Raw genomic sequence first — 21784 nt, 5'->3', positions numbered from 1 at the left:
AAAGAGACTGTCACAGTCGGCGTCGGCAACTTTCCCGGCCGCCGCATGTTTTTGTATGGCCGCCGACACGAGCGGCACAATCGGCTCAGCCAAAAGTGCGAGCCAGCTTTTCACAGCGAAGGCCACGATCGAGTCCGCGCATCGGCCTGCTTTCAGGCGCGACCCAAGGGAGCACGGAACGAATGCATCAGGCTGCAAGCCTGCAATTCGAGCGCATGATGGACGAGCTCGTCCTCTGGCATGCCGTGCCGGAGCACGAACGGTCGGCGGCGCCGGCCTGGTGGTGGGGCCCGGCGATGGCCGTGCTCGACACGCACGAGCCGATGCGACAGGCGTGGTGTCGTGAGCTCGGCCTTGGCGACGGCTCGAGCTTTGCCGATGGCGCGCATGTCCTGATCACGCTCTTCGCCGAACAAACTTCGCTTCCCTGGCCGGATGATTTTCCACGCAAGGCGGAGATCAGGGGCGAGGACGCCCGCGAGCTTCAGCCGCAGCCATCAGACGACAGCGCTTTTCAACCGTAGCGCTGCGGCCGCGGTGGCGGCATGGTCCAGCTCCGGCTGGAGCGGCGGCGTGCCGGGCAGCTCCATCGGCCGCAGCAGCTCGGCCATCTGCCGCGCCGGCACCGGCTTGGAGATCAGGAAGCCCTGCATCTCGTCGCAGCCATGGGCGCGCAGGAACGCCTCCTGTTCGGCGTTTTCGACGCCTTCCGCCACCACGGTCATGCCGAGCGCCTTGCCCATGCTGATGATCGCCTGCGCGATTGCCTGATCCTCCGCATCCTGCGGCAAGTCGCGCACGAAAGAGCGGTCGATCTTGATGGTGTCGATCGGAAAATGCTTCATCAGCGACATCGACGAATAGCCGGTGCCGAAGTCGTCGATGGCCAGGCGAATGCCGCGGCTCTGAATGGCGTCGAGCACCTTGAGCGCACGCCCGACGTTGCGCATCATCATGCTCTCGGTGACTTCGAGCTGAAGCAGCACCGGCGACATGCCGCTTGCGGCCAGCGCCTCGTCGACGTCCTGCAACAGATGCTCGTCGACGAACTGGCGCGGCGACAGGTTCACCGCCATCGATACCGGCAACAGGCCGCGTCGCTGCCAGGCCATGGCCTGCGCGCAGGCCTCCTTCATCACCCAGCGGCCGATCGGCACGATCAGTCCGGTTTCCTCCGCCAGCGGGATGAACTGCGCCGGCGAGATATTGCCGAGATCGGGATGCGCCCAGCGCAATAACGCCTCCACGCCGGTGATCTGGCCGGTCACCATGTCCACCTTGGGCTGGTAGTTCAAAGTGAACTGATGCCGCTCCAGCGCGCGGCGCAGCGCACTCTCCAACGACAGCCGCTCGATCGACTGCGTCTTCACTTCCTTGGAGAAAAAGCGATAGCCGTTCTTGCCGTCTTCCTTGGCGAGATACATCGCCATGTCGGCGTTCTTGGTTAGCGTCTGCACGTCGGAGCCGTTGGCCGGATACATCGCGATGCCGATCGAGGCAGTGGTGTGGCACTCGTGCCCCGCTAGCTCCATGGGCTCCGCAAGCGCCGTCAACAGCCCGGTCGCGATGCGCTGGACGTCGTCGATCTCGCCGCATTGATCGAGGATCACCACGAACTCGTCGCCGCCGAGCCGCGCCACCACGTCGGTTGCGCGCAGCGCACCACGCAGCCGGTTGGCCACTTCGAGCAGGAGCAGATCGCCGGCTTCGTGGCCCAGCGAATCGTTTATGACTTTGAAACGGTCGAGGTCGATGAACAGCACCGCAAAGCGACGATCGTGGCGCTGCGCCTCGTCGATCGCCTCATGCAGCAACCCGTTGAAGGTCTCGCGGTTCGGCAGGTCGGTCAGGCTGTCGTGCGAAGCGAGGTATTCGATTCGCTCGTCGGCCTGGTTTTTCTCGTCGGCCCGGTCGAAATTCTCCATCGCGAAGGAGACGTTGTCGGCGAGGCGCTGCAACAGCTCGACGAACTCGGCCGTGAAGGTGCCCGGCTCGGTGGACATGTAGATCATGACGCCGACGGCTTGATCGTGCGCGACGAGCGGAAAAGCCGCGCCCGACCGCGCGCCGTCGTTGCGGACGATGCTATGAAAGGCGCGGACGCGATCGTCGTTGAGATAATCGTTGCTGATGCAGGGCTGGCGGGTGCGGAACGCCGTGCCGCTCATTCCGCGCCCCTCGGGACGCTCGGGGTCGATTGACAGGCGGACATTGCGCGTGGTGTCAGACGATGGTCCGGCGCTCGACACGATCTCCAGCTGGTCGCTGTCGGCCCTGGCCAGCGCAATGGTCGTCGAGGTGAACTTGGCGCCGTTCGATGCGGCGAGACAGACGAGGTCGAACAGTTCGGCGCGCGACTTCGCCCGCATGATCGCCTCGTTGGTCGCGCTCAGCGCCGCGAACATGCGAGCCAAACGCTCCGTCCGCGCCTCGTTGCGGGACTTTTCCTCTGCGCGATTGAAATTATCGAGTGCAAATGACACGTTCTCGGCGAGGCGCCCGAGCAACTCGACCATATCGGGTGTGAACGTATTCTCTTCCGGCGCGAGGAAAAGCAGAATGCCGATCGGCTCCTGGCCGGCGCGCAGCAGCGGGAAGCTGGCAGCTGCTCGCGTTCCATCTTCGATCGCCTTAGAGTGCCAATGCGCCGCTCGGGGGTCGTGGAGATAGTCGTTGATCACGCTGGGCCCGCGGGTCCGCAGCGACATCCCTATGATTCCGCGACCCTCAGGATGGTCGGCGGAAACAAAACAGGTGCGTCCCACCATCCGCTCCTGGAGGCGCCCCTTCACGGCAACCACGCGAACGAGTTCACGCTGGTCGTCCATAATGCCGATTGTCGCCGAGGCGAATACGCCGCCGAGCACGGCTGCCTGGCACGCCCCTTCGAACAGCTCCTCGCGCGTCTTGGCGCGCATGATTGCCTCGTTCGTCGCGCTCAGCGCCTCGAACATGCCGCTCAACCTGTCACGCTGCCTGTCGGCCTTCGCCTTCTCGTCGGCACGGTCGAAGTTCTCCAACGCGAAGGCGACATTGGCCTGGAGCTTGCGCAACAGCTCGACGAATTCGTCCGTGAAAGTGCCGCACTCGGGCGAATTGAACAGGAATACGCCTTCGACGCTGTCGCCGTTGAACAGCGGCATCGCGGTTGAGGACCTAATGCCATTGCGATGCGCGCTGGCGTGCCAAGGCTTGAGGCGGGCGTCTGCCAGGACGTCGTTGCTGATACAGGGCCGCCGCGTCCGGAACGCGGTGCCGGTCAGCCCGCGTCCTTCCGGCTCCTTGTCGCTGACCGACAGTCTGAAGGATCGCACTTCCTCGGCATTCGGTCCGAAGGACGCGACAACACGAAGCAGTCCCGCATCGCGGTCAAGCAATGCAATGGAGGTCGAGGCGAACTTGGCGCCGTGCACCGTGGCTTCGCAAACCAGATCCAACAGTTCGCTGCGCGACCTTGCCCGCAGAATGGCTTCGTTGGTCGCGCTTAGCGCCGCGTACATGCGCGCCAGCCGATCCTCCTCCAAGGCGATCTGGGCCTTCTCCTTGTCGCGGTCGAAGTTCTCGAGCGCAAAGCACACGTTTTCGGTCATGCGCAGCAACAATGCGACGATGCCTTCGTCTTTCGCCCAGGCTTTGCTCACGAAGAAAAACAGCACGCCGATGCTGGTGCCACGCTTGATCAAGGGAGCAGCCACGCAGGCGACGGCGCCGGCATTGACGTTGGCCTGCTCCCAGGTGGTCCCCTTGGTACGATTGACGAGGTCGTCCTCGACGATCGCTTGCTGGGTCCGGAACACCTCGCCGGAGATGCCCTTGCCGTAGGGACTCTCCGGATCAATCGAGTAGCGCGACTGTCTGATCAGATCCAGATTATGTCCGGTCGCTGCCACCGGCGTCAGCCATTCGGAATCCGGCTCGTGCAGCAGAACGAAAGTGGCAAGCGATTTGCCGCTATAAACAGCGGCGTCGCAGACCCGCTGGTACAAGTCCAGCTCAGTGCTGGCTTGCAGAATTGCTTCGTTCGTCGCACTGAGCGCACCGAACATGCGGTTGAGCCGCCGCACTGCCCGCTCGCCATCCAGGCGGGCTCCCTCGGTCGCGAAGCTCTCCAGCGCGTGAGAGATATTGGCCGACATCCGCTCGAACAACGAGACCATCGCCTCGTCGAGCGAGCCGGCGCCCGACCGCGTAACATACAACACCCCAATACTGCGTCCCATGCAGATCAGGGGTAGCGCCGCGGCCGCGCCGACACCCGCCGCCACCGCGCCGTTGCGCCATGCCAGCGAACGCGGATCGTTCAGGAAATCGTTGCTGATGCAGAGCTTCTGGCTGCGGAACGCCTCGCCGCCCACGCCCAGGCCTTCCGGCGTGCCAGCCTGCGTGGTGATCTCGATCGCGCTCAGCCGCGCCACGTCATCGCCGCGACCAGCGGCAAAGCGAAGCTTATGGCCATCCGGCTCCACAAGGAACACGGCCACGGCCATGAAGTCTCCACTCGCAAACCCGGCGTCGCAGACCTTCTGGTACAGCTCATCCGGCGATTTCGCGTAGAGGATCGCTTCGTTGATGGCGCTCAACGCCGCAAAGGTGCGCGCGAGTGTCGTCGGCACGATCTCAGCTCCCGGGCATTTCTGCCTTTTTTTCCCGGATGACGTTATGACCGGCGATCGCCTAAGTGGTCGTTATTGCGCGCTGCAAACCGTCGATCAAAGTGAACGAGCTGCGAACGACCTGCGCCAATCTGTCGAAAATGCCACCGCGCGGGACGAATCTTCGCCCGACGGCCCTGCTCGCTGCGAATTTGCAGCCCTGTATTGGTTTACGGGAGATTGATATCGCATCTGTGCTTTGAGACGATGGCCCTCAAGAACCAGAGCCCGAAGGGCGAGACCTGAGGAAACGCCATGCCGATCGTCCAGGCCGACCGCCTCACGCGCATCAGCGCCGCGCTGCTTCGTGCCGCCGGGGCTTCCGAGGAAGAGGCCGGCACGGTCGCAAGCGGCTGCGTCAACGCCAATCTCGCCGGCCACGATTCCCACGGCGTGATCGCCATTCCCACCTATGTCGACCGGATCAAGGCCGGCCACATCGTGCCCGGCGCCAGATGGACCATCGTACAGGAATCGCCGACGACGACCGTAATCGACGGCCAGTGGGGTTTTGGTTTCCACGTCAACGCCAAGGCGATGGCGCTGACGATCGAGAAAGCGAAGACGGCGAATGTCGCCGCCTGCACCGTCTTCCGGCAAAGCCATGTCGGCCGCCTCGCCGCCTATCCGCTGATGGCGATGCGCGAAGGCATGATCGGGATCGCAACGGCGGATTCCGGCCGCTCGCCGAAGCACGTGGCGCCGTTCGGCGGCAAGGAGGCACGGCTTGGCACCAATCCGATCTCGATCGCGGTGCCGTCCGACCTCGATGCGCCGTTCTATCTGGACATGGCGACCTCTGCGGTCGCGGCCGGCAAGATCCAGCTCGCGGTCGCCCGCGGCGAGGAGATCCCGTCGGGGTGGATCATCGATGCCGAAGGACGACACACCACCGATCCAGCCCAGTATCGCAAGGGCGGCGCGCTGCTGCCGCTAGGCGGCACCGAGGGCTACAAGGGCAGCGGCCTCGCCGCCATGGTCGAGGTCCTGTGTGGCCTGCTCACCGGCCTCGGTTTCGGCGTCGAGCCCACGGGCCGGCACAATGACGGCTGCTTCATGGCCGTGTTCAACGTCGCTGCGTTTCGCCCGCTGCGGGACTTCAAGCGCGAAGTCGCCGAGTTCGCACACTATCTCAAATCGACCCCGCCCTCCGAGGGCAGCAAGGGCGTGTTCTATCCCGGTGAGATCGAGGGCGTGCGCGAGCAGCAGCGCCTGCGCGACGGCATCGAGATCGAGGATGCGACCTGGGAAAAGCTGCGCGCGCTGGCGCGCGAGTACAGGCTCGATACGGTCCTCGACCTAGCCTGACGGATTTCGGCCTGACGGATTTCGGCCTGACGCAATTCGGAGAACAGCAGCATGACGCGGCAGATGGTACTGGTCGGCTTCCTTCAAGCCCAGAACTGCACGAATTTGCCGAGCTCGTGGCGACATCCGGACTCGCGCGACGATTCGATGTCGGCGGACTATTATCAGGAGATCGCCAAAATCCTCGAAGCCGGCAAGTTCCACATGGCCTTCTTCGACGACCGGCTGGCGATGCCGGACCGCTACGGCAACGATCACGCCCACACCGTCGAATACGGCATCCGCTGCGTGAAGATGGATCCGCTGATCGTGCTGACGACGATGGGCATGGTTACGGAGAAGCTCGGGTTGGGGGCGACCGGCTCGACGACTTATTTCGAACCCTTCGACATAGCCCGCCGCTTCGCAACGCTCGACCTGATGTCCGGCGGACGCGCCGGGTGGAACGTCGTGACCTCGCTCAATGACGGCGAAGCACACAACATGGGGCGCGACTCTCATCCCGAACATGATTCCCGCTACGACCGCGCCGACGAATTCATGGAGATCGTGCTCGGCCATTGGGACACTTGGGAAGACGGCGCGCTCATCATGGACAAGACGAGCGGCCGCTTCGCCGATCCAGCCAAGGTGAAGCGGCTCGATCACAAGGGCCCATTCTACAAGTCGCGCGGTCCCTTCACCGTGCCGCGCTCTGATCAGGGCCATCCCGTGATCATTCAGGCCGGCGCGTCCGGCCGCGGCCAGCGCTTTGCCGGACGGTGGGGCGAGGTGATCTTCACAGCTGCACGCAATCTCGCCGCCGCCAAGGAAGGCTATGCGTCCGTGCGTAACGAGGCCGCGAAAGCCGGCCGCGATCCGGAGGCGATGTTTCTCTGCAACCTGACGACACCGGTTTGCGCCGCGACCAAAGCCGAGGCCGAAGACAAGATGGCGCTGATCAACAAGCTGCCGCTGCAGATCGATGCGCTGTCGCTGCTGGCCGAAGCGCTCAACTACGACTTCGCCTCGAAGGACCTCGACGAGCCGCTGACGACTGAGGAGTTGAAGAGCATGCAGGGCATTCTGGGCATCCGCGACGGCGTGCTCAAGAACTCCGGCAAGAGCAATCCGAGCGCGCGCGACTTTGTCACCTTCTCCGGCCGCGGTCAGGTCCAGGATGCGATGGTTGGCGGCCCCAAGGAGATCGCGGACAAGCTCGAAGAAATGTTCGTCGAGCGCGGCTGCGACGGGTTCGTCATCGCCGCGACTTATGTGCCCGGCTCCTATGCCGATTTCGTGCAGCATATCGTCCCGGAATTGCAGCGGCGCGGATTGTTCCAGAAGGAATATCGCGGCAAAACGCTGCGGGAAAATCTCGGGCTCAAGCGGCCGGCTGCCGGCGACTGGAAATTGCAGCCGCGCGATGCCGCGGAATAACAACGGAGACACGGCATGCGCTGGCTGAAATTCACCGCCGCGGACAAGACGTCCTGGGGAATCGTCGAGGGTGACCAGGTCATCGCGATCGAGGGCGATCCCTTCGGCGAATGGCAACGCACCTCGCGCACGCATCCGCTGTCGCAGGTTAGAATCGAGCTGCCGCTGATTCCGCGCACCTTCTACTGCGTCGGCTTGAACTATCTGAAGCATCTGAAAGAGGCCGCCGACAAGCGCGGCGAGGTGCCAGCGGTGCCGGACAGACCCGAGATCGGCTATCGCGCCCAGAATGCGCTGATCGCACATGACGAGGAGGTCATGATCCCGTCCTTCGCGACGGACAAGATTCACTACGAAGGCGAGCTCGTCGTCGTCATCGGCAAGAAGGTCAAGCACCTGACCAAACAGAATGCGATGGATTGCGTGTTCGGCTACACCATCGGCAACGACGTCAGCGAGCGCAGCTGGCAGAAGGCCGACCGCAGCCTGTGGCGCTCGAAGAACGCCGACACGTTCAAACCGATGGGCCCGTGGATCGAGACCGAAGCCAACCTCGACAAGATGGAAACGATCGTCCGGCTCAACGGCAAGGAGACCAACCGCTTCCACACCAACGACATGATCTTTGGCGTGGTGCCGTTCCTGGTCGAGCTGACCAAATACTTTACCTTATGGCCCGGCGACGTGATCTGGATGGGAACGGATGGTGCCTCGCCTGATATCACCCACGGCGACGTCGTGGAGATCGACATCACGGGCATCGGCACGCTGCGGAACAGGTTCGTGCGGGAGGAGCGGTGATCCTCATCCTGAGGAGCTTGCGAAGCAAGCGTCTCGAAGGATGAAGGCCCGGTTGTGGCCTCGCCCTTCGAGACGGCCGCTACGCGGCCTCCTCAGGGTGAGGCGACAGATTGCATAGGCCGCAAGCTCAAAACGGCAGCGCGATGCCCGTCTTGATCTCTTTCAGCACCACGTTGCTTCTCACATAGCGAATGCCGGGAATGCGGAACATGAAGTCGTCGAGGAATCTGTTGTAGGCCGCCATGTCCTGCACGACGACGCGCAAATGGTAATCGGCATCGCCCGTGGTCGCAAAGCACTCCAGCACCTCACGCCGCGTGGTCACCCGCGCGACGAACTCGTCGACGAATTTTGCGTCGTGCCGTTCCAGCGAGACGTGGAGGATCGCGGACATCGCAAAGCCGGCTTGCTCGCGCGCGACCAGGGCGGCATAGCCCCGGATGGCACCGCTCTCCTCCAGCGCGCGCACCCGGCGCCAGCACGCCGACGTCGACATGCCAACCGCGTCGGCGAGCTGCTGGTTGGTGGCGCGGCCGTCCTTCTGAAGGAAGGCGAGAATCCGCGCGTCCTGGTCTTCGATCATGGGTACCGCCAAAATGGATTATTTCACCCCTTTGTGAGAGATATCGGACAGTTCTACCATAATGAACCCGCAACTAGGAAATATTGGTAACACCTACCAGTCGCCCAGGCCTACCCTTCTCCCATCCGGCAAGGATGCCGCGGGAGGTCCGGATGGACGCCATCTCGTCACTCGACGCCTACGAGCTTTCCGACCGCTACGATCGCGAATTGGGCCGCGTCTTCCTCACGGGCACGCAGGCCATCGTCCGCATTGCGCTCGACCAAGTGCGGCGCGACCGTGCCGCGGGGCTGAACACGGCGGGCTTCATCTCAGGCTATCGCGGTTCGCCGCTCGGCGGCATCGACCTCGAACTGTGGCGCATCCAGGAGCGACTGAAGCGGGACCGCATCGAATTCCTCCCCGCGGTGAACGAAGATCTTGCCGCGACTGCGGTGCTCGGCTCACAACAGGTCGAGACGCAGGCCGACCGCGCGGTCGATGGTGTGTTCGGGCTCTGGTACGGCAAGGGCCCCGGCGTCGATCGCTCCGGCGATGCGCTGAAACACGGCAATGCCTATGGCTCCTCGCCGCATGGCGGCGTACTGGTGGTCGCCGGCGACGACCATGGCTGCGTCTCGTCCTCGATGCCGCACCAGTCCGACGTCGCCTTCATGAGCTGGTTCATGCCGACGCTCCACCCCGCAAGCGTCAGCGAATATCTGGAATTCGGCGAATATGGCTACGCGCTGAGCCGCTTCACTGGCATGTGGGTCGGCTTCAAGGCGATCTCGGAGATCGTGGAATCCGGCGCCTCCGTCGCGCTGCGCCCGTCCCGCGCCTTCCACACGCCGGACTTCACGCCGCCGCCCGGCGGCTTGCACTATCGCTGGCCCGATCTGCCCGGCCCGCAGATCGAGGAGCGGCTGGAGGCGAAGAAGCACGCGGTCTACGCCTTCGCAAAGGCCAATCCGATCGACCGTCACATCTACGACATCCCGGGCGCCACCTACGGCATCGTCACCACAGGCAAGGCGCATCTCGATCTAATGGAAGCCTTGCGGCTGATGGGCCTGGACGAAGCAGCCTGCCGCAGCATCGGCATCGACATCTACAAGGTCGGCATGGTCTGGCCGCTGGCGCTGCATGACGCGATGACGTTCGTGAAGGGCAAGCGCGAGATCCTCGTGGTCGAGGAGAAGCGCGGCATCATCGAAAGCCAGTTCAAGGAATATTTTTACGATTATCCGGGCGAAAAACCCGAGCGCATGGTCGGAAAGCACGACGAAACCGGCGCGCGGCTGATCTCCTGGATCGGCGAATTGTCGCCACGAGCGCTCGCTGACGTGCTCGCACGCCGGCTCGATCCGATGTTCCCGGCCCTCAATCTCGCCGCGCGCGCAGCCGGCTTGATGCCTGAGGCCGCGCGCACGATCAACGTCAGCGGTGCGACGCGCACGCCCTATTTCTGCTCGGGATGCCCGCACAATACATCGACAAAGGTGCCCGAGGGATCGAAGGCGCTAGCCGGCATCGGCTGCCATTTCATGGCGAGCTGGATGGACCGCGAGACCTCGTCGCTGATCCAGATGGGCGGCGAAGGCGTGAACTGGGCCGCCTCGTCACGCTTCACCGGCAACAAGCACGTCTTCCAGAATCTCGGTGAAGGCACCTATTATCATTCGGGCTCGATGGCGATCCGGCAGGCGATCGCGGCCAAAGCCAACATCACCTACAAGATCCTGTTCAACGATGCCGTCGCCATGACCGGCGGCCAACCCGTCGACGGCCCGATCAGCGTCCACGCCATCGCGCACAGCGTCCGCGCCGAGGGCGTTGCGCGCATCGCGCTGGTGTCGGACGATCCAGCGCAGTTTTCGCCGGCGGACCTGCCGATCGGCGTCAGTATCCATCCCCGCGAGGAGATGGACGCCGTGCAACGCGAGCTGCGCGACATCGTCGGGGTCTCGGTGCTGATCTATCAGCAGACCTGCGCCACCGAAAAGCGGCGCCGCCGCAAGCGTGGACAGATGGCCGACCCCAAACGCTTCGCCTATATCAACGATCTCGTCTGCGAGGGCTGCGGCGACTGCTCGGTTGAATCCAACTGCCTCAGCGTGGAGCCCAAGGAGACGCCGTTCGGCCGGAAGCGTCGGATCAATCTCTCATCCTGCAACAAGGACTTCGCCTGCCTCAACGGGTTCTGCCCGAGCTTCGTCACCGTTGAGGGCGCGACGCGCCGGAAGAAGAGCGCGAGCCGGATCGACCCGGTCGGCCACGCGGCCACGCTTCCCCTGCCCGCGCCCGCAACGCTCGACCGTCCCTATGATCTGCTCGTCACCGGCGTCGGCGGCACCGGCGTGATCACGGTCGGCGCGCTGATCGGCATGGCGGCGCATCTCGAGCGAAACGGCGTCTCGGTGCTGGATTTTACCGGCTTTGCGCAAAAATTCGGGCCGGTGCTGAGCTACATCCGGTTGGCTGCATCCCCCGACGCGTTGCATCAGGTCCGGGTCGATCAGGGCGCGGCCGATGCGCTGATCGGCTGCGACCTCGTCGTCAGCTCCTCGCCAAAGGCGTCCGGCACCTATCGGAAAGGCACGCGCGCCGCGGTCAACACTGCAGAGATGCCGACCGGCGACGTCGTCCGGTTCCGCGACGCGGATCTCGCCTCACCTGCCCGCCTGCGGGCGATCGGCCAGGTGATCGGCGACGGCAATCTCGACACCATCGACGCCAACGCGCTGGCCGAGCGACTGCTCGGCGATGCCGTCTATGCCAACATCGTCATGCTGGGCTTTGCCTGGCAGCACGGGCTGCTGCCGGTCTCGCTATCGGCGCTGTTGCGCGCGATCGGGCTCAACAGCGTCGCGGTCGAAAGCAACAAGCACGCCTTTGCCTGGGGCCGGATCGCGGCCGCCGATCCGGACTTCTTGCCGAAGGTGGACGAAGCGCCCAAGGCAGAGACGCTCGACCAGCTGATCGACCGCCGCGTCGACTTCCTCACGGCCTATCAGAACGAGGCCTATGCGGCGCGCTATCGAGCGCTCGTTGCAAATGTTCGCAATGCGGAAGCCAACCTGAATAGCGAGGCGCTCACCGAGGCAGTTGCGCGCGCCCTGTTCAAGCTGATGGCCTACAAGGACGAGTACGAGGTGGCGCGCCTGCACATGCAGAGCGGCTTCCTCGACGAACTCAAGCGCGAGTTCGAGGACGGCTTCAGCGTCCAATACCATCTCGCTCCGCCCTTCCTGCCGTCCGAGCGCGACGCCCGCGGCCGGCCGCGCAAGCGCGCCCTCGGCCAGTGGATCCAGCTGCCGCTCGCCGCGCTCGCGCGACTGAAAGGGTTGCGCGGGACAGTATTCGATCCGTTCGGCTACACCGTCGAACGCCGCACGGAGCGAGAGCTGGTCACCTGGTATGAGGACGTGATCGAACGTATGCTCGGCGAGCTTGATGCGGCGCGCCTGCCCGATCTCGTCGCGATCGCCAAGGCTCCGATGGAGATCCGCGGTTATGGGCCGGTAAAAGATACCGCGATCGCGAAGGTGAAGCCGGCGGTCGAACGGCTTCTCGCCGATGTGATCGCAGCATCGCAGGCAAACTTGCGTGCCCACGGTTGACGTGATGCCGGCGAGGCTTCAGCCTCTGGAGCCGAGGCGCGCCCTGATGGCGCTCCTGCAACGGGGTGACACCTCATGGATTTCGACCAGTTGACCCTGACCCAGGCTGTGGCCGACCTCCGCGCCGGAAAAATCACGAGCACCGCGCTCACGACGGAAGCTCTCGTCCGCGCCACGGCCAATGCCGATCTGAATGCCTTCGTCACCCTGGACGAGGCCGGCGCCCTGAAGGCCGCGGCCGCATTCGACGCGAACGACAACAAGGACAAGCCGCTCGGCGGCGTTCCCATCGTGATCAAGGACAATATCGAGGTCGCGGGGCTCCCGTGCAGCGCGGGAACGCCAGCGCTGCAACATTACGTTCCGAGGGCCGACGCGCCGGTGGTCGCAAAGCTGCGCGCGGCGGGCGCGGTCATCATCGGCAAGACCAGCATGCACGAGCTCGCCTTCGGCATCTCCGGCTACAACACCGCATTCAAGACCGGCGCGGAGTTCGGCGTGCGCAACGCCTATGACCGCGCCCTGATCGCGGGCGGCTCCTCCTCCGGGACCGGTACCGCGATTGGCGCGCGGATCGTGGCAGGCGGGCTCGGCACCGACACTGGCGGATCGGTCCGCGTGCCGGCTGCGCTGAACGGCTGCGCCTCGCTACGCCCGACGATCGGCCGCTATCCGCAGGACGGCATCGCACCGCTCTCCCACACCCGCGACACCGCGGGTCCCATGGCCGCGACCATGGCGGATGTCGCGCTGCTCGACCGCGTAATTACGGGCGGCGATGCCATCGCGCCGTCCGATCTGAGGCTGGTGCGGATCGGCATTGTAAAGACGATGCTGAGCAATCTCGACGCCGACACCGACGCCGCATTCCAGGCAGCCCTCACGAAAATGAAGACGCAGGGCATCACGATCGTTGAGATCGAGATGCCGCAACTGGCCGAACTCAATGGCCAGGTCAGCTTTCCAGTCGTACTGTACGAGGCCTATGACGACATGGTGGCCTATCTCGCACATACCGGCACCGGCCTCTCCATCGAGGCGCTGGCAAAGGACATCTCCAGCGCCGACGTCAAGGGCACCTATGATGGCCTGGTGATCCCGCGCAAACTTCCCGCCCCTGATGGCACGCTGGTTGACGCCAAGCCGGTCTATGATGCCGCGATCAATACCGCACGCCCCAAGCTTCAGGCGCTCTACAGCAGGACCTTCGCCGACAGCCGGCTCGATGCCATCGCCTTCCCGACCACGCCGCGTGTCGCCATTGCCTCCATTCCCGATTCCAGCAGCCTGGAGAATTTCGCCCTGTTCATCCAGAACACCGATCCCGGCAGCAATGCCGGCATTCCCGGCATCCAGATGCCGATCGCGCTCGGCGCCCGGAGCAAACTGCCGATCGGGCTTGAATTGGACGGCCCCGCGGGCAGCGATCGCGGCCTGCTTGCGATCGGCATGGCGCTCGACGCCGTGTTCGGGCGATTGCCGCCGCCGCGCCCGTCATGAATACGGATTGATCAGCTTCTGCTGCTCGGCGCTGTGATGCACGAGCATGTCGATGAAGGTCCTGACCTTGGCCGACAGATGATGCCGGTGCGGATAGACGGCGTTCATCGACATCTCGACCGGCCGGTACTCGGGCAGCAGGCGAACGAGCCGACCGGCTTCGAGATCGTCCCGAACAAGAAAACCCGCCATCAGGCAGACGGCAGCGCCTTCCAGCGCCACCTTCCGCAGGGCCTCACCGCTGTTGGTGACGAAGCTGCCGGAAATCCGTACCGATGCCGGCGCGCCCTTGCGATCGAAAAAGCGCCAATCGTCGCCGAACGGATAATTCAAATGGCGCCCGCAATTGTGCGTGGTGAGCTCATCGAGCTTCTGCACGCGACCGTGCCTTTCGAGATAATCGTGCGAGCAGCACAGCACGTGGCGCCAAGTGGCGAGGCTGCGGACGATCAGGCTCGAATCCGGCGGCGCGGTCATGCGCAGTGCAATGTCATAGCCTTCTTCGATGAGGTCGATGTCGGCTTCGCCCATGCGCAGATCGATCTTGAGCTCTGGATAGGCCGACAGGAGCTTCGCCACCACCGGCGCGACGAACGGCACCATGTGCGTGGCGACGTGGATTCGTAGCGTGCCGCGCGGCACCGACTGCAATTCGCTCGCGATATCGTCGGCCTGTTCGATATCGGCGAGGATCTGGATGCAGCGGTCGTAGTAGGCCTTGCCGATCTCGGTGAGATTGACCTTACGCGTGGTGCGCTGAAGCAGCCTCACCCCGAGCCGGTCTTCCAGCGCCTGAACGTGATTGCTCACCATGGTGGTCGACATGTTGAGCTTGCGGGCTGCTGCAGAGAAGCCGCCGGTCTCGACCACCCGGCTAAAGACTTCGAGGCTCGTCAATCGGTCCATGCCGACTGATTATCCGCTCTTGGTCGATAATCGCAAGGAATTCTGTCCGATTATCCGTCAGATCAGCTCGCGCGCGGATGGCGGATGGGTTAGCCGCAATCCCTCGACAGAGGCGGCAATCGCTCTGGGGCAGTCGCACCTCCGGTTCGGTAGACCATACGCGAAGGCGGAATCCCGGACTATCCACTCTCAGCGGATAATCCTTCCCGTATTTCGCCGATTATCGATCGAGCGAAGAAGACCGATAGTCTCAGCCACCCGACAGGAGACTGCTATGTCCGAGATGCCCCGCACCGAAAACTTCCAGCAAGCGACTGAGAGACTGCAAGCTTCTCCGCCGGTGCCGGTGCGTGGTCCGACCCGGAATATGGTCCGGCGGGCGGCGTTGGCCCTCGCGTTCCTCGCGGGCACAGCAGCGATTGTCCATTACGGACACGACTACTGGGTCAACGGCCGTTATCTCGAGACAACCGACGACGCCTATGTGAAGGCCGACTCCACGATCGTTGCGCCAAAAGTCTCGGGCTACATCGCCAAGGTGCTCGTCAGCGACAACGAAAAGGTCAAAGCGGGCCAGCTGCTGGCGAAGATCGACGACCGCGACTTCAAGGCGGCGCTCGACCAGGCCCGCGCCGATGTCGCTGCGGCGGAAGCGTCGGTGCGCAACCTCGACGCCCAGCTCGAACTCCAGCAGCCGATCATCGAGCAGAGCACGGCCGATGTCGCTGCTGCGGACGCGAATCTGAAATTTGCGCAGGAGGAGCGCGCCCGCTACGACGACCTGATGAAGTCGGGCTCAGGCACGATTCAGCGCGCACAACAGACTGACGCCGCGTTGCGCGCCAGCAACGCGCAACTGCAACATGCCAGGTCGGGCCTCGTGGCCGCGCAACGCAAGATCGACGTGCTCACCACCCAGCGCGCGCAGGCCACGGCCCAGCTCGAGCACGCGCGCGCGGTCGCGGAGCAAGCGACCCTGAATCTCTCCTACACCGAGATTACCGCGCCGGTCGACGGCACGGTCGGCGCCCGCTCACTGCGCGTGGGACAGTTCGTGCAAGCCGGCACGCAATTGATGGCGGTGGTGCCGCTCGATGCGGTCTATGTGGTGGCGAATTTCAAGGAGACGCAGCTCACCCATGTCCGTGCCGGCCAGCCGGTCGAGCTGCACGTCGATAGCTTCCGTAACCAGACCCTGCGCGGCCATGTCGACAGCCTGTCGCCGGCGAGCGGCCTTGAATTCGCACTGCTGCCGCCCGACAACGCCACCGGCAATTTCACCAAGATCGTGCAACGGGTGCCGGTGAAGATCGTGCTCGACGACCACAGCCTGACCGGGCTGCTGCGCCCCGGCATGTCCGCGGCGCCGACTATCGACACCAAACAGGCCGTCATGGCCGAGCGCGAGACAGCCAAGCGCCTCGCCGGCAATGCGACGCGACCCGACGGAGGCTGAGGGCCAGCTCCGGCAGCATTATCAAGTCCTGCCGGATGATCCTTCCCAGGCTTCCTCGATTATCAAGACCATCCGCCTGATGCATCCTGTCTCCGTATCCGAGACGAGGCCTTTCATGAGCACGCTCCAACCCGCCCTGAACGCCACTTCCGCCACCAGCCTTCCTGCTCCGGCCGCGATCGCCACGCCGGTGGTTTCCCCCAAGACCTGGATTGCCGTGATCGGCGCGACGCTCGGCGCCTTCATGGCGGTGCTGAACATCCAGATCGTCAATGCCTCGCTCGCCGACATCCAGGGCGCGATCGGCGCCGGCATCGACGACGGCGGCTGGATCTCGACCTCCTATCTGATCGCGGAGATCGTGGTGATCCCGCTCTCGGGCTGGCTGGCGCAGGTGTTCTCGATCCGCATTTATCTCCTCACTAACGCGATCCTGTTCCTGGTCCTGTCGGCCGCCTGTGCGCTGGCGCAGGACCTGCCGCAGATGATCGTGCTGCGGGCGGTGCAAGGCTTTACCGGCGGCGTGCTGATTCCGATGGCGTTCACACTCATCATCACGCTCTTGCCGCGCGCCAAGCAACCCGTGGGCCTTGCGCTGTTCGCGCTGTCGGCGACGTTCGCGCCCGCGATCGGCCCGACCATCGGCGGCTATCTCACCGAGAATTTTGGCTGGCAGTACATCTTCTACGTCAATGTCGTCCCCGGCGCGATCATGGTCGGCATGCTCTGGTACGCCCTCGATGCAAAGCCCATGAAGCTGTCGTTGCTGCGCGACGGCGACTGGGCCGGCATCATCACCATGGCGATCGGACTGTCGGCGCTGCAGACCGTGCTCGAGGAAGGCAACAAGGACGACTGGTTGGGCTCGCCCTTCATCGTCAAGCTGTCCGTCATCGCGGCCGTAGCGCTGACCGCCTTCCTGATCATCGAGCTGACCGTGAAGAAGCCACTCCTGAACCTGCGCCTGCTGGTCCGCCGCAATTTCGGCTTCGGCATGCTCGCGAATTTCCTGCTGGGAATCGCGCTCTACGGCTCGGTGTTCATCCTGCCGCAATATCTGGCCCGCATCCAGGGCTACAATGCCGAGCAGATCGGCATGGTGCTGGCATGGACCGGGCTGCCGCAGCTCCTGCTGATCCCCATGGTGCCGCGGCTGATGCAGAAGCTCGATGCGCGGCTCATCATCGGCGTCGGCTTCGTCCTATTCGCGGCCTCCAACTTCATGAACATCACCATGACCGGGAACTATGCCGCCGATCAATTGCTCTGGCCCAATGTGGTTCGTGCGATCGGACAGGCGCTGGTGATGGCGCCGCTGTCTGCGGTGGCGACCTCGGGCATCGAACCGGAAAACGCGGGCTCGGCCTCCGGCCTGTTCAATATGATGCGCAATCTCGGCGGCGCCGTCGGGATCGCGTTGTTACAGACCTTGCTGACCAAGCGCGAGCAGTATCACTCCAACGTGCTGATGCAGTCAGTCTCGCTGTTCGAGCAGGCGACGCGAACACGGCTGGACCAGCTCACCCAATACTTCGTCAATCACGGCATTCTCGACCGTGCGGACGCCTCGCATCGCGCCTATGTTGCGATCGGCCATATCGTGCAGAAGCAGGCCTATATCCTCGCCTTCAGCGACACCTTCTATTTGCTCGGCGTGGCACTGATCGTCGCGCTGATCGCCACCCTCTTCCTGAAGAAGGCCGGCCACGCCTCGGCCGGCGGCGCCCACTGAGATCAACCCAGCAAGCAAGGAGAACGACCATGAAACCCCGCATGAATTTCTACCAGGCCGCACCCGACACGATGAAGGCGCTGATGGCACTGGAAGAGCAGATCCAGTCGACCGGCCTGGAGAAATCGCTGATCGAGCTCGTCAAGATCCGCGCGTCGCAGATCAACGGCTGCGCCTTCTGCATCAACATGCACACCGAGGACGCCCGCAAGCGCGGCGAGACCGAGCAGCGCATCTATCTGCTCAACGCTTGGCGCGAATCCCCACTCTATACCGACCGCGAGCGCGCGGCGCTGGCCTGGACCGAATCAGTGACGCTGATCTCCGAGACGCACGCACCGGATGACGTCTACGAGCAGGTCCGAGCGCAATTCTCCGATGCGGAGACGGTGAACCTGACCATGCTGATCGGCGCCATCAATGCCTGGAACAGGATTGCGATCGCGTTCCGTGCGGTTCATCCAGTGAAGGTGAAAGCGTCGGTGGCGTGAGGTGCTGACGCATGAGGCCAAACCGCCTCAATACATTCGACTGTCATGCCCCGGCTTGACCGGGGCATCCAGTACGCCGCGGCCTGTCGAGTCCAGCACTTCCGTCACGGAGTACTGGATCGCCCGGTCAAGCCGGGCGATGACGGCGGTGGGTGGCTTAAACCGCCGTCGCCTTGGCGAACTCCACGTAGATCTCGCGCAGCCGCGCGGCAAGCGGGCCGGGCTTGCCGTCGCCGACCTTCTTGCCGTCAATCGCAACCACCGGCTGGACGAACAGCGAGGCTGAGGTGGCAAAGGCTTCCTTGGCGGCGAGCGCCTCGGCGACCGTGAAGGAACGCTCCTCGAGGCGGAGCTGACGCTCTTCCGCCAGCGCCACCACCGCCTTGCGGGTGCAGCCCGGCAGGATCGCGTTGGAGTTCTTGCGGGTCACGATGACGTCGTCCTGGGTCAGGATGAACGCCGAGGACGAACCGCCTTCGGTGATGTAGCCGTCTTGCAGCATCCAGGCTTCGCCCGCGCCGGCCTCGGCCGCGGCCTGCTTTGCCAGCACTTGCGCGAGCAGCGCCACGCTCTTGATGTCGCGCCGCTCCCAGCGGATGTCGGGCACGGTGATCACGTTGATTCCGGTCTTGGCCGAGGCGGCGTTGATGATGTCCTTCTCCGACGTGAACATCACCAGGCTCGACTTGACGTCGCCCTTGGGGAAGGCGAAGTCGCGCCCCTTGTCGGCGCCGCGGGTGACCTGGAGATAGACGAGGCCGTTCTCGACCTTGTTGCGCGCGATCAGCTCCTTCTGGAGCTCGGTGATGCGCTCGACCGTCTCGGGCAGCTTCAGCTGGATCTCGCCGACCGAGCGCTCTAGCCGCATCAGATGCGAGGCGTTGTCGACCAGCTTGCCGTCCAGCACCGCCGAGACCTCATAGATGCCGTCGGCAAACAGGAAGCCGCGATCGAGCACCGAAATTTTGGCGTCCGAGAGCGGGACGAATGAGCCGTTGACATAGGCGATCGGATCCAAGGCAGGTCTCCTGGCGGGAAGAGAGATTTGGTGCGGTTATACGGGATTTGGCGAGGCCCTGAAACCCGCCTTCGGCGCATCCCGGAATAACGCGAGAACTAGTGCGACAGGATTTTCGACAAGAACTTCTGCGCGCGGTCGCTACGGGGCTTGCCGAAGAAATCGTCCTTCGGGGCGTCCTCGACGATCTCGCCGCGGTCCATGAAGATCACGCGGTTGGCAACCTTGCGGGCAAAGCCCATCTCGTGGGTGACGACCATCATGGTCATGCCCTCATGGGCAAGGTCCACCATGACGTCGAGCACCTCGCTCACCATTTCGGGGTCGAGGGCCGAGGTCGGCTCGTCGAACAACATGACAATGGGATCCATTGCAAGCGCGCGAGCGATCGCCACCCGCTGCTGCTGGCCACCGGACAGGTTCGCGGGATACTTTTGCGCCTGCTCCTTCAGGCCGACGCGCTCCAGCAGCTGCATGCCTTTCGCCATCGCCTTGTCGCGCGACCGATCGAGCACCTTCTGCTGTGCAAGACAGAGATTATCGATGATCTTCAGATGCGGAAACAGCTCGAAGTGCTGAAACACCATGCCGACACGCGAGCGCAGCTTGGGCAGATTGGTCTTGGGATCGTTGACCTTGGTGCCATCGACGCTGATGTCGCCTTTCTGGAATGGCTCCAGCGCGTTGACGCATTTGATCAGCGTCGACTTGCCTGATCCCGAGGGACCGCAAACCACGACCACCTCGCCCTTGGTGACGCTGGTGGTGCAGTCGGTCAGCACCTGGAAGCTCGGGCTGTACCATTTGTCGACGTGGCTGATCTCGATCATGACAGACTCTATCGAATGATGGCGATGCGCGCCTGCAGGCGGCGAACGCCGAAGGACGCAACACAGGAAATGGTGAAGTAGACGATCGCTGCGAACAGATACATTTCGACCAGACGGCCGTCGCGCTGCGCGACCTTGCTGGCCGCACCGAGGAAATCGGTGATCGACAGCACGTAGACCAGGGAGGTGTCCTGGAACAGCACGATGGTCTGCGTGATCAGGACCGGCAGCATGTTACGGAAGGCCTGCGGCAGCACCACGTAGCGCATGGTCTGGGCGTAAGTCAGGCCAAGCGCGTTGGCAGCGGCCGGCTGGCCGCGCGAGATCGACTGGATGCCGGCACGCATGATTTCGGAAAAGTACGCGGCCTCGAACATGATGAAGGTGATGAGCGAGGACGCGAACGCGCCGACGCTGATCGGGCGCGACGCGCCGGTCACCCACTGCCCGATATAGGGCACCAGGAAGTAGAACCAGAAGATCACCAGCACCAGCGGCAGCGATCGCATGAAGTCGACATAGACCCCGGCGATGCGGCCCAGGATCTTGAAGCCCGACAGCCGCATCAGCGCGATGGCCGTGCCGAAGATCAGGCCGCCGAGCGCCGCAAGCCCCGTGAGCATCAGCGTGAACGTCATGCCCTCGTAAAACAGATAGGGCAGTGCGCGACGGATGACCTCGAAATCGAAATTGCTGAACATGGTGCTATTTCCCCGTGATGTAGCCGGGGATCGCGACGTAGCGCTCGAGGAAGCGCATTGCGGTCACGACGACGGCGTTGACGAGGAGATAGAGAAGGGTCGCGGCGGTGAAGGCCTCGAACACCTGGAACGAGAATTCCTGCATCGAGCGCGCCTGTCCGGTCAACTCGAGCAAGCCGATGGTGATGGCCACAGCCGTGTTCTTGATGGTGTTGAGGAACTCGGACGTCAGCGGCGGCAGGATGATGCGAAAAGCCATCGGCAGCAAGATGTAGCGATAAGCCTGCAAGGTCGTCAGGCCGAGCGCCGTCGCCGCCATCTTCTGCCCGCGCGGGAGCGATCCGATGCCGGCCTGTAACTGCACGGCGACGCGCGCCGACATGAAGAACCCGATGCCTATCGCCGCCGTCCAGAACGGCGCATTCGGCAGCTGCTTCAGCCAGAGGCCGGCAGATTTCGGCAGCAGTTCCGGCAGCACGAAGAACCACAGGAAGAGCTGCACCAGCAGCGGCATGTTGCGGAAGAATTCGACATAAGCAAAGCCGAACCAGTACGCTCCCTTCGACGGCAGCGTGCGCATCACGCCGACGATCGAGCCCATGATCAGCGCGATGATCCATGCGAGCGCACCCGTCTTGAGGGTCAGCACCAGGCCCGACAACAGCATGTCGAGATAGGTGCCGGTCCCCATCGGGTTCGGCTCGAAGAAAATTCCCCAGTTCCAGTGGTAGTTCACGTGTCCCCCGCGCGAACGCGCCAGTCATGGATGTCCCGGCGCCTATGCA

The 21784-nt window shown here is 63.7% G+C and carries 17 protein-coding genes; 10 read left to right on the top strand and 7 right to left on the bottom strand.

Going from position 1 to position 21784, the window contains the following annotated elements; translation table 11 throughout:
* Positions 1-182 precede the first annotated feature (182 nt).
* Positions 183-524, top strand: a complete 342-nt coding sequence (locus tag AC0L20_RS06710; RefSeq protein WP_473287912.1) for a hypothetical protein — start codon at positions 183-185, stop codon at positions 522-524.
* On the opposite strand, the gene AC0L20_RS06705 is transcribed toward AC0L20_RS06710, so the two are convergent.
* On the bottom strand, positions 498-4613 hold the full coding sequence (locus AC0L20_RS06705) for a sensor domain-containing phosphodiesterase (RefSeq protein WP_473287911.1): 4116 nt from the start codon (positions 4611-4613) through the stop codon (positions 498-500). The genes AC0L20_RS06710 and AC0L20_RS06705 overlap by 27 nt on opposite strands.
* Before the next feature lie 46 nt (positions 4614-4659).
* Between AC0L20_RS06705 and AC0L20_RS06700 the strand changes: the two genes are divergently transcribed.
* The 4 genes from AC0L20_RS06700 (at position 4660) to AC0L20_RS06685 (ending at position 8180) form a co-directional block, all read left to right on the top strand.
* Entirely contained in the window at positions 4660-4836 is a 177-nt protein-coding gene (locus AC0L20_RS06700; RefSeq protein ID WP_158091731.1) for a hypothetical protein, read from the top strand.
* 71 nt (positions 4837-4907) lie between these two features.
* Positions 4908-5960, top strand: coding sequence for an Ldh family oxidoreductase (locus tag AC0L20_RS06695; protein WP_473287910.1), 1053 nt, complete (start codon positions 4908-4910; stop codon positions 5958-5960).
* A 51-nt stretch (positions 5961-6011) separates the two neighbouring features.
* Positions 6012-7379 carry an LLM class flavin-dependent oxidoreductase gene (locus AC0L20_RS06690; RefSeq protein ID WP_473287909.1) on the top strand — a complete coding sequence of 456 codons (1368 nt, stop codon included), beginning with the start codon at positions 6012-6014 and terminating at the stop codon, positions 7377-7379.
* A gap of 15 nt (positions 7380-7394) precedes the next feature.
* Positions 7395-8180 carry a fumarylacetoacetate hydrolase family protein gene (locus tag AC0L20_RS06685; RefSeq protein ID WP_473287908.1) on the top strand — a complete coding sequence of 262 codons (786 nt, stop codon included), beginning with the start codon at positions 7395-7397 and terminating at the stop codon, positions 8178-8180.
* 127 nt (positions 8181-8307) lie between these two features.
* Here AC0L20_RS06685 and AC0L20_RS06680 read toward each other — a convergent pair whose 3' ends face one another.
* A complete protein-coding gene (locus AC0L20_RS06680; protein WP_473287906.1) occupies positions 8308-8763 on the bottom strand; it encodes an Lrp/AsnC family transcriptional regulator in 456 nt (151 codons plus the stop codon).
* Between the two features lie 152 nt (positions 8764-8915).
* On the opposite strand from AC0L20_RS06680, the gene AC0L20_RS06675 reads away from it, so the two are divergent.
* The gene (locus tag AC0L20_RS06675; protein WP_473287905.1) at positions 8916-12365 is read left to right on the top strand and encodes an indolepyruvate ferredoxin oxidoreductase family protein; all 3450 of its coding nucleotides are present in this window, start codon (positions 8916-8918) and stop codon (positions 12363-12365) included.
* Between the two features lie 75 nt (positions 12366-12440).
* Positions 12441-13865 carry an indoleacetamide hydrolase gene (gene iaaH / locus AC0L20_RS06670; protein ID WP_473287904.1) on the top strand — a complete coding sequence of 475 codons (1425 nt, stop codon included), beginning with the start codon at positions 12441-12443 and terminating at the stop codon, positions 13863-13865.
* Here iaaH and AC0L20_RS06665 read toward each other — a convergent pair.
* On the bottom strand, positions 13860-14771 hold the full coding sequence (locus AC0L20_RS06665; protein WP_473287902.1) for a LysR family transcriptional regulator: 912 nt from the start codon (positions 14769-14771) through the stop codon (positions 13860-13862). The two genes, iaaH and AC0L20_RS06665, sit on opposite strands and share 6 nt — an antisense overlap.
* Before the next feature lie 274 nt (positions 14772-15045).
* On the opposite strand from AC0L20_RS06665, the gene AC0L20_RS06660 reads away from it, so the two are divergent.
* The 3 genes from AC0L20_RS06660 (at position 15046) to AC0L20_RS06650 (ending at position 18450) form a co-directional block, all read left to right on the top strand.
* Positions 15046-16227: an HlyD family secretion protein gene (locus tag AC0L20_RS06660; protein WP_473287901.1), complete on the top strand. Its 1182-nt coding sequence runs from the start codon at positions 15046-15048 to the stop codon at positions 16225-16227.
* A gap of 115 nt (positions 16228-16342) precedes the next feature.
* Positions 16343-17959 carry an MDR family MFS transporter gene (locus tag AC0L20_RS06655; protein WP_473287900.1) on the top strand — a complete coding sequence of 539 codons (1617 nt, stop codon included), beginning with the start codon at positions 16343-16345 and terminating at the stop codon, positions 17957-17959.
* A 29-nt stretch (positions 17960-17988) separates the two neighbouring features.
* Positions 17989-18450, top strand: a complete 462-nt coding sequence (locus AC0L20_RS06650) for a carboxymuconolactone decarboxylase family protein (protein ID WP_007615070.1) — start codon at positions 17989-17991, stop codon at positions 18448-18450.
* A gap of 157 nt (positions 18451-18607) precedes the next feature.
* Here the strand turns inward: AC0L20_RS06650 and AC0L20_RS06645 are convergent, their stop codons facing one another.
* The 4 genes from AC0L20_RS06645 to AC0L20_RS06630 form a co-directional block, all read right to left on the bottom strand.
* Positions 18608-19468: a D-amino-acid transaminase gene (locus AC0L20_RS06645; RefSeq protein WP_473287899.1), complete on the bottom strand. Its 861-nt coding sequence runs from the start codon at positions 19466-19468 to the stop codon at positions 18608-18610.
* A gap of 98 nt (positions 19469-19566) precedes the next feature.
* Positions 19567-20298 (bottom strand): amino acid ABC transporter ATP-binding protein, encoded by a 732-nt coding sequence (locus AC0L20_RS06640; RefSeq protein ID WP_007597027.1) that lies wholly within the window; start codon positions 20296-20298, stop codon positions 19567-19569.
* A gap of 8 nt (positions 20299-20306) precedes the next feature.
* Positions 20307-20999: an amino acid ABC transporter permease gene (locus AC0L20_RS06635; RefSeq protein ID WP_007597029.1), complete on the bottom strand. Its 693-nt coding sequence runs from the start codon at positions 20997-20999 to the stop codon at positions 20307-20309.
* Positions 21000-21003: 4 nt separating this feature from the next.
* Positions 21004-21735, bottom strand: coding sequence for an amino acid ABC transporter permease (locus tag AC0L20_RS06630; RefSeq protein WP_027565487.1), 732 nt, complete (start codon positions 21733-21735; stop codon positions 21004-21006).
* Positions 21736-21784 lie beyond the last annotated feature (49 nt).

The sequence above is a fragment of the Bradyrhizobium sp. Kon58 genome, from assembly GCF_055807455.1.
Note: the sequence above shows the minus strand (reverse complement) of the source record. Positions and strands in the feature narration are given on the sequence as shown.